Raw genomic sequence first — 7,268 nt, forward strand, 5'->3', positions numbered from 1 at the left:
CCGGGTGTGCTCGGGCGGGTCCATGTTGAGCATGATCAGCCGCTGCATGTCGATCTGGTCGCGCTGCATGTGCTCGTTGAAGCGGATGATCGCCGTGTTCTCGTACGAGGAGAACACCTCGGGGTTGGTGGAGACCGCCTTCACGTCGGCGTGGCGGGTCACGACCCAGTAGCCGTCGTCCTCGAACCCGGCCGTGTTGTGCGGCTGGGCGTTCCACCACACGGGCGCGGTCCTGCGCAGCTCCGCGAGTTCGGGGAGCGGGACCCGCCGCTGGTAGACGTCCGGGTCGGTGAAGTCGAAGCCATCGGGGAGCGCTGGGCAGGAGGACATCGGCGACTCCAGGGTCTGGGATCCGGGCTGATCCACGGTCCGGCGTCCGGCGTCCGGCGCGGCGGCGGGCGCGGGCAGCCGACGCGACGGAGGTCTGACGAACCATCAGAAGTTGACCGCAAGGTAGTAACGGGTTCTACAACTGGCAAGAGGGGTGAGGGAATTCGCCGCCGGTGCGGCCGACCGCCGGGCGTGCGCGCCTCATTTGGTGCGCCCTGCGTGCGCCCGAGCGCGTACGTCGCGTACGCGCGAGGTTACGAAGCGCGTGCACGACCCTTGCGTACCGCCGGTAGCACGCACAAGACTGCTGACAGAACTAGAACGCGTACTAGTTCCGCCTGCCCGTGGGCGCCGGGACGCCCTGCGGACGCGAGGAGAGGACGATTCATGGCCGCGGAACCCGTCATCGTCGAAGCCGTGCGCACCCCCATCGGCAAGCGCGGAGGCGCGCTCGCCAACCTCCATCCCGCCTACCTCCTGGGCGAGACCTACCGGGAACTCCTCGGCCGCACCGGCATCCAGCCGGACTGCGTCGAGCAGATCGTCGGCGGCACCGTCACGCACGCCGGCGAGCAGTCCATGAACCCGGCGCGCAACGCCTGGCTGGCGTGCGGACTCCCGTACGAGACGGCCGCGACCACCGTCGACTGCCAGTGCGGCTCCTCGCAGCAGGCCAACCACATGGTGGCCAACATGATTTCGGCCGGCGTCATCGACGTCGGCATCGGCTGCGGAGTCGAGGCCATGTCGCGCGTACCGCTGGGCAGCGGGTCCAAGCACGGGCCCGGGAAGCCGTTCCCCGACGAGTGGAACGTGGACCTCCCGAACCAGTTCGAGGCCGCCGAGCGGATCGCACGCCACCGCGGGCTGACCCGCGAACGCGTCGACTCCCTCGGCCTGCTGTCCCAGGAGCGGGCGGCGCAGGCCTGGGCCGAGGAACGGTTCAAGCGTGAGACGTACGCGGTGCAGGTGCCGACCACGGAGGACGAGCAGGCCGCGGGGCAGGGCATGTGGCGGCTCGTCGACCGCGACGAGGGGCTGCGCGACACCGGCATGGAGGCGCTCGCCGGGCTCAAGCCGATCATGCCGACCGCCGTGCACACGGCGGGCAACTCCTCGCAGATATCGGACGGGGCCGCGGCCGTGATGTGGGCCTCGAAGCGGATGGCGCGGGCGCTGAAGCTGAAGCCGCGCGCCCGGATCGTCGCCCAGGCGCTGGTCGGCGCCGACCCGCACTTCCACCTCGACGGGCCGATCGACGCGACGCGGGCCGTACTCGGCAAGGCGGGGATGTCGCTGAGGGACATCGACCTGGTCGAGATCAACGAGGCGTTCGCGTCCGTGGTGCTGTCCTGGGCTCAGGTCTTCGAACAGGACCTGGAAAAGGTCAACGTCAACGGTGGCGCGATCGCGCTCGGCCACCCGGTCGGCGCGACCGGCGCACGCCTCATCACGACCGCGCTGCACGAACTGGAACGCCGGGACAAGGAGTTCGCGCTCATCACGATGTGTGCGGGCGGGGCGCTGGCGACAGGCACGATCATTCAGCGGCTGTAGAACGCTGCGCGCGTGGCCGTGCGCGCAGGGCTGTGCTGGGCGTGGCTGTGCCGCGTAAGGCTGTGTGCATGGCCTTACGTCATGTGCATGGCTGCGCCGGGCACGGCTGCGCGCATGGCGAAGGGCCGCCCCCACCGCTGTGCGGCGGCGGGGGCGGCCCTTCACTTATGTGGTGCCGGATTCCTCGGCTCAGTACCAGTTGTGGGCCTGCCAGAACGACCAGGCGGCGCACGGGCTGCCGTAGCGGCTGTTCATGTAGTCCAGGCCCCACTTGATCTGGGTCTTGGGGTTGGTCTGCCAGTCCGCGCCCGCCGAGGCCATCTTCGAGCCCGGCAGCGCCTGCACCAGGCCGTACGCGCCGCTGGAGGCGTTGGTGGCCGACGGGTTCCAGCTGGACTCGTGGTTCACGATGTTGCTGAAGCACTGGAACTGGTCGCCCGGAACCATCTGCCGCGCGATGTTCTGAACCTGGGCGACGGTGTACGAGGCCTGCTGAGCGACGCTGCTCAGGACGTCCCGGTCCTCGGAGCGGGACGCCTTCTCGGCCGCCTCGCGCTCCTTGGCCGCCTTCGCCTCGGCGGCCTTCTTCTCCGCTTCGGCCTTCTTGGCCGCCGCGTCCTTCGCCGCCTGCTTGCGGGCGGCCTCCTCGGCCGCCTTCTTGGCCGCCGCGTCCGCCTGGGAGGACTGGGCGTCCGCCTGCTGCGTCAGCGACGCGGTCTGCGCCTGGGTCTGGTTTCCGGCGGATATGTCCGCGAGGAGCGTCGCGTCGGCAGCGGTGGGCTCGACCGCTTCGGTCGAGCCCTGGGTGCTGCCCGAAGCGACGCCCACGACGGCGCCGACGGTGGTGACTGCGGTGGCGGATGCCACGGCGAATCCCCGGACCGAGATCCGGCTCACACGGTTTCCTTCCAGCATCGCCCGCTTAGGTGACCTCGCGGACGCAATCGTGCCCCTGGCGCTGGCCTCCTTCTTCCTCTCCGGTGGTGCTCGGTGGAGGGGACTGGTCACGGGAGGCGCGGGCCCGGTGCGAACTCCCCCGGGTCTCCGGGGTGTTCCGCGTGATGCTCGGGCGGCATACGGCGAACGACTGTTGAGTTTTTACGGGGCGCTGGTCCAGCAAAATCCCCCGGACTTCGTCCGGGGGGGACGCCCGAGTTACTGATGTGCCGTATGCGGGGCCTGACAGGAACCACACACTGCCGGACGGCGACGGTCCGAAGCAATTCCACGTTGCGTGGCAAACCTCACACTTCGCTTGCGCCCGGGGTTCTACGGAAAACCGCGTACGTCGAGACGCCGCGCGGCTAAGCTCTTCGGCTTCTCCGCGCGGCGCCAAGTACCGCCAGACGAGGGCAGGATGCCCTCAATCGGTCAGATGTGGCCGTCCTCCAGCATTTCGGTCACCAGCGCCGCGATCTGCGAACGCTCGGAGCGGTTCAGGGTCACATGCGCGAAGAGCGGATGGCCCTTCAGCTTCTCGACCACCGCGACCACGCCGTCGTACCGCCCGACGCGGAGGTTGTCGCGCTGCGCCACGTCATGGGTCAGCACCACCCGCGAGTTGGCCCCGATCCGGGACAACACGGTCAGCAGCACGTTCCGCTCCAGCGACTGCGCCTCGTCCACGATCACGAAGGCGTCGTGCAGCGAGCGGCCGCGGATGTGGGTGAGCGGCAGCACCTCGAGCATGCCGCGCCCCACCACCTCCTCGATCACGTCCCGCGTCGTCACCGCGGACAGCGTGTCGAAGACCGCCTGCGCCCAGGGGCTCATCTTCTCGGCCTCGGAGCCCGGCAGATAGCCCAGCTCCTGCCCTCCCACCGCGTACAGCGGCCGGAAGACCATCACCTTCTGGTGCTGCTGCCGCTCCAGTACGGCCTCCAGGCCCGCGCACAGCGCGAGCGCCGACTTGCCCGTACCGGCCCGGCCGCCCATCGAGACGATCCCGACCTCCTGGTCGAGCAGCAGGTCCAGGGCGATCCGCTGCTCGGCGGAGCGGCCGTGGATGCCGAACGCCTCGCGGTCGCCGCGCACCAGCCGGATCCTGCCGTCCGGGGTGACCCGGCCGAGCGCCTTGCCGCGCTCGGACTGCAGGACCAGGCCCGTGTGCACGGGCAGTTCGGCCGCCTCGGGGGCGTAGAGGCTCTCGGCCGCGAAGAGCTCGTCGACCTGCTCGGCCGAGACCGCCAGCTCCGACATCCCGGTCCAGCCGGAGTCGGTGATGGCGAGTTCGGCGCGGTACTCCTCGGCGAGCAGCCCCACCGAGGAGGCCTTGATGCGCAGCGGCAGGTCCTTGGAGACCACCGTCACGTCATAGCCCTCGGCCTGGAGGTTCCTGGCCACCGCCAGGATGCGGGAGTCGTTGTCGCCCAGCCGGCCCCTCTCGTTCAAGAACGTGGTCGGCAGGATCGTCGGATCGGAGTGGTTGAGCTCGACCCTGAGCGTTCCGCCCAGGTCCCCGATCGGGATCGGCGCGTCGAGCCGCCCGTAGCGGATGCGGTACTCGTCCAGCAGGCGCAGCGCCTGGCGGGCGAAGTAGCCGAGTTCCGGATGGTGGCGCTTGGCCTCCAGTTCGGTGACGACCACGACGGGGAGCACCACTTCGTGCTCGTCGAAACGGGCCATGGCCAGCGGGTCGGCCAACAGGACGCTGGTGTCGATGACATAGGTGCGCCGGTCGTGCGTGCGGCGCTTCGTGCTGGTCACCACGGGTGGACGAACCCCCTCGCATGAGGTCGAGGTGCGACGGCGTCGCGGGGAACTGGACCGGGCTCGACCCCCGTTGCACGGGCCGTGCGCCGGCCCTCCGCGGTGTCCGTGCGAAACGCACGGTCGTCCGTGTGCAAAGGGCCTCCCGGGCGGGCGGCCCCATGCCGCTCGCTGGTTGCCGGACGCCCGTGGACCGGGCGTCGACTGGAAGGGATATTCCCTCGAACACGGAGACCCATGCCAGGCCGTGCGGCCACGACTGTGTGAACGTTGCGCGACGACCCGCTGTGGCCGGGGATGTGACGGGCAGTCCGACGCGTGGCCGACCGGGTGGTCCGCCGGGTGGGCTAGGAGCCGTAGCGCCGATGGCGGGCCGCGTAGTCGCGGAGCGCGCGGAGGAAGTCGACCTTGCGGAAGGCCGGCCAGAAGACCTCGCAGAAGTAGTACTCGGAGTGGGCGCTCTGCCAGAGCATGAAGCCCGAGAGCCGCTGCTCCCCGCTCGTCCGGATCACGAGGTCCGGGTCCGGCTGGCCGCGGGTGTAGAGGTGCTCGGCGATGAGGTCGATGTCGACGATCTCCGCCAGTTCCTCGAACGTCGTGCCCCGCTGGGCGTGGTGGAGCAGCAGCGAGCGCACCGCGTCCGCGATCTCCTGGCGGCCGCCGTAGCCGACGGCGACGTTGACCAGTATTCCGTCGACGTCGAGTGTGGCCTGCTCGGCCTCCTTGAGGACCGTCTGCGTACGGGTCGGGAGCAGATCGCGGTTGCCGACGTGGTGCACCCGCCAGCGGCCGTCCGCCGCGAGGTCGCGGACCGCGTCCTCGATGATGCCGAGCAGCGGGACGAGCTCGTTCTCCGGGCGGTCGAGGTTGTCCGTCGACAGCAGCCACAGCGTGACCACCTCGACGTCCGTCTCGGCGCACCAGCCCAGCAGCTCCCGGATCTTCTCGGCGCCGGCCTGGTGGCCCTGCTCGGTGGTGCCGCCGGAGGCGCGGGCCCAGCGCCGGTTGCCGTCCAGGATGACGCCGATGTGCTTGGGCACCTGGTCGTGGTCGAGGCGGCCTTCCACCCGGCGTGCGTAGAGCTTGTACACCAGGTCGCGCAGGTTCATTGCCCTCTCCAGCCCCTCCGTGTGTACGGCCCCCGCGCATCGCAGACTACTGCCCTCGCGGGCCCCGGACCCAACTCAGGGGCGGGGATCGGTGTCACTGTCACGTGATAGGGAAGAAGCTGTGACAGATATCTTCTCTCCCCCCTCTTATACCGCCGCTGATGAGCGCTACGACGCGATGGAATACCGCCGTACGGGCCGCAGCGGCCTGAAGCTGCCCGCCATCTCGCTCGGCCTGTGGCACAACTTCGGCGACGACCGGACGCTGGACTCGCAGCGCGCGATCCTGCGCCGCGCCTTCGACCTCGGCGTGACGCACTTCGACCTCGCCAACAACTACGGTCCGCCGCCCGGCTCGGCCGAGCTCAACTTCGGCAAGCTCTTCGCCCAGGATTTCCGGCGATACCGGGACGAACTGGTCCTTTCCACCAAGGCGGGGTACCTGATGCACCCCGGCCCGTACGGCGAGTGGGGCTCCCGCAAGTACCTGCTGTCCTCGCTGGACGCCTCGCTGGGGCGGATGGGCGTCGACTACGTCGACATCTTCTACTCGCACCGCTTCGACCCGGAGACCCCCCTGGAGGAGACGATGGGCGCCCTCGCGTCCGCCGTCCAGCAGGGCAAGGCCCTCTACGTGGGCGTCTCCTCCTACAACGCCGAGCAGACGGCGGAGGCGGCGCGGCTGCTCAAGGAGATGGGCGTGCCGGCCCTGATCCACCAGCCCTCGTACTCGATGATCAACCGCTGGATCGAGGACGACGGGCTGCTGGACACCCTGGAGACCGCCGGGATGGGCTGCATCAGCTTCGTGCCGCTGGCGCAGGGGCTGCTCACCGGCAAGTACCTGGGCGGCATCCCCGAGGGCTCGCGTGCGACGCAGGGCAAGTCGCTGGACCCGGGTCTGCTGTCGGAGGAGGTCGTGCGCCGGCTGAACGGGCTCAACGAGATCGCCCGGCGCCGCGGCCAGTCCCTCGCCCAGCTGGCGCTGAACTGGGTGCTGCGCGACCCGCGGATGACCTCCGCGCTGATCGGCGCGTCCAGCGTGCGGCAGGTCGAGGAGAACGTGGCGGCGCTCGGCGCGGCGGAGCTGACGGCCGAGGAGCTGAAGGAGATCGACACCTTCGCGCAGTCCACGGACGGGGTCAACATCTGGGCCGGACGCGGCTGAGGCGGGTTCGGCCGGGCGGGCCTGGCGGGCCCGGGCTTGACCGGTGGGCCTGGCTTTGACCGGTGGGCCTGGTTCCGGTTTGGCCCGGACCAGGCCCGGCCCGCAGGCGTCCGGGCCGCGTCGGGCTCTGGCCAAAATAAAGCGGGCCGGTCCGTGGGGGGGATACGGACCGGCCCGAGGGGGGGATTCCACCATAGCCCCTCGTACGGGGTTCCGCTGTCACACGGCGCGCGGGGTTCCGCTTTCTTGGAACGGATTCCGGTTTCGTTGGGGCGAGGACTCCGGGTTCGTGGGGCGAGGACTCCGGGTTCGTGAAGCGAGGATTTGCGGTTTCGTGGGGCGAGGGTTCCGGTTTCGTGGGGCGAGGGTTCCGGTTTCGTGGAGTGCGCGCGGGG

The 7,268-nt window shown here is 70.0% G+C and carries 5 protein-coding genes and 1 pseudogene; 2 read left to right on the top strand and 4 right to left on the bottom strand.

What is annotated here, in order from left to right; all coding sequences use genetic code 11:
• Positions 1–330 (bottom strand): annotated as a pseudogene (locus AOK16_RS27825) (steroid C27-monooxygenase); the annotation flags it as partial.
• A 387-nt stretch (positions 331–717) separates the two neighbouring features.
• Here AOK16_RS27825 and AOK16_RS00305 point away from each other — a divergent pair.
• Positions 718–1,887 carry a steroid 3-ketoacyl-CoA thiolase gene (locus tag AOK16_RS00305; protein WP_055470155.1) on the top strand — a complete coding sequence of 390 codons (1,170 nt, stop codon included), beginning with the start codon at positions 718–720 and terminating at the stop codon, positions 1,885–1,887.
• Positions 1,888–2,076: 189 nt separating this feature from the next.
• On the opposite strand, the gene AOK16_RS00310 is transcribed toward AOK16_RS00305, so the two are convergent.
• From AOK16_RS00310 to AOK16_RS00320, 3 genes are all read right to left on the bottom strand, one after another.
• Positions 2,077–2,784 carry an aggregation-promoting factor C-terminal-like domain-containing protein gene (locus AOK16_RS00310; RefSeq protein ID WP_055470156.1) on the bottom strand — a complete coding sequence of 236 codons (708 nt, stop codon included), beginning with the start codon at positions 2,782–2,784 and terminating at the stop codon, positions 2,077–2,079.
• Between the two features lie 474 nt (positions 2,785–3,258).
• Positions 3,259–4,596 (bottom strand): PhoH family protein, encoded by a 1,338-nt coding sequence (locus tag AOK16_RS00315; RefSeq protein WP_055470157.1) that lies wholly within the window; start codon positions 4,594–4,596, stop codon positions 3,259–3,261.
• A 347-nt stretch (positions 4,597–4,943) separates the two neighbouring features.
• A complete protein-coding gene (locus tag AOK16_RS00320) occupies positions 4,944–5,705 on the bottom strand; it encodes an isoprenyl transferase (RefSeq protein ID WP_055470158.1) in 762 nt (253 codons plus the stop codon).
• A 121-nt stretch (positions 5,706–5,826) separates the two neighbouring features.
• Between AOK16_RS00320 and mgrA the strand changes: the two genes are divergently transcribed.
• Complete coding sequence (gene mgrA, locus AOK16_RS00325) at positions 5,827–6,873, top strand: L-glyceraldehyde 3-phosphate reductase (protein WP_079100897.1); 1,047 nt, start codon at positions 5,827–5,829, stop codon at positions 6,871–6,873.
• The last annotated feature ends 395 nt before the right edge of the window (positions 6,874–7,268 follow it).

Source organism: Streptomyces pathocidini (assembly GCF_001418495.1).
GTDB lineage: Bacteria > Actinomycetota > Actinomycetes > Streptomycetales > Streptomycetaceae > Streptomyces > Streptomyces pathocidini.

Coding starts and splice junctions, on each gene's coding strand:
- AOK16_RS00305 (WP_055470155.1), top strand. CDS start 718: ATGGCCGCGGAACCCGTCATCGTCGAAGCCGTGCGCACCCCCATCGGC.
- AOK16_RS00320 (WP_055470158.1), bottom strand. CDS start 5,705: ATGAACCTGCGCGACCTGGTGTACAAGCTCTACGCACGCCGGGTGGAA.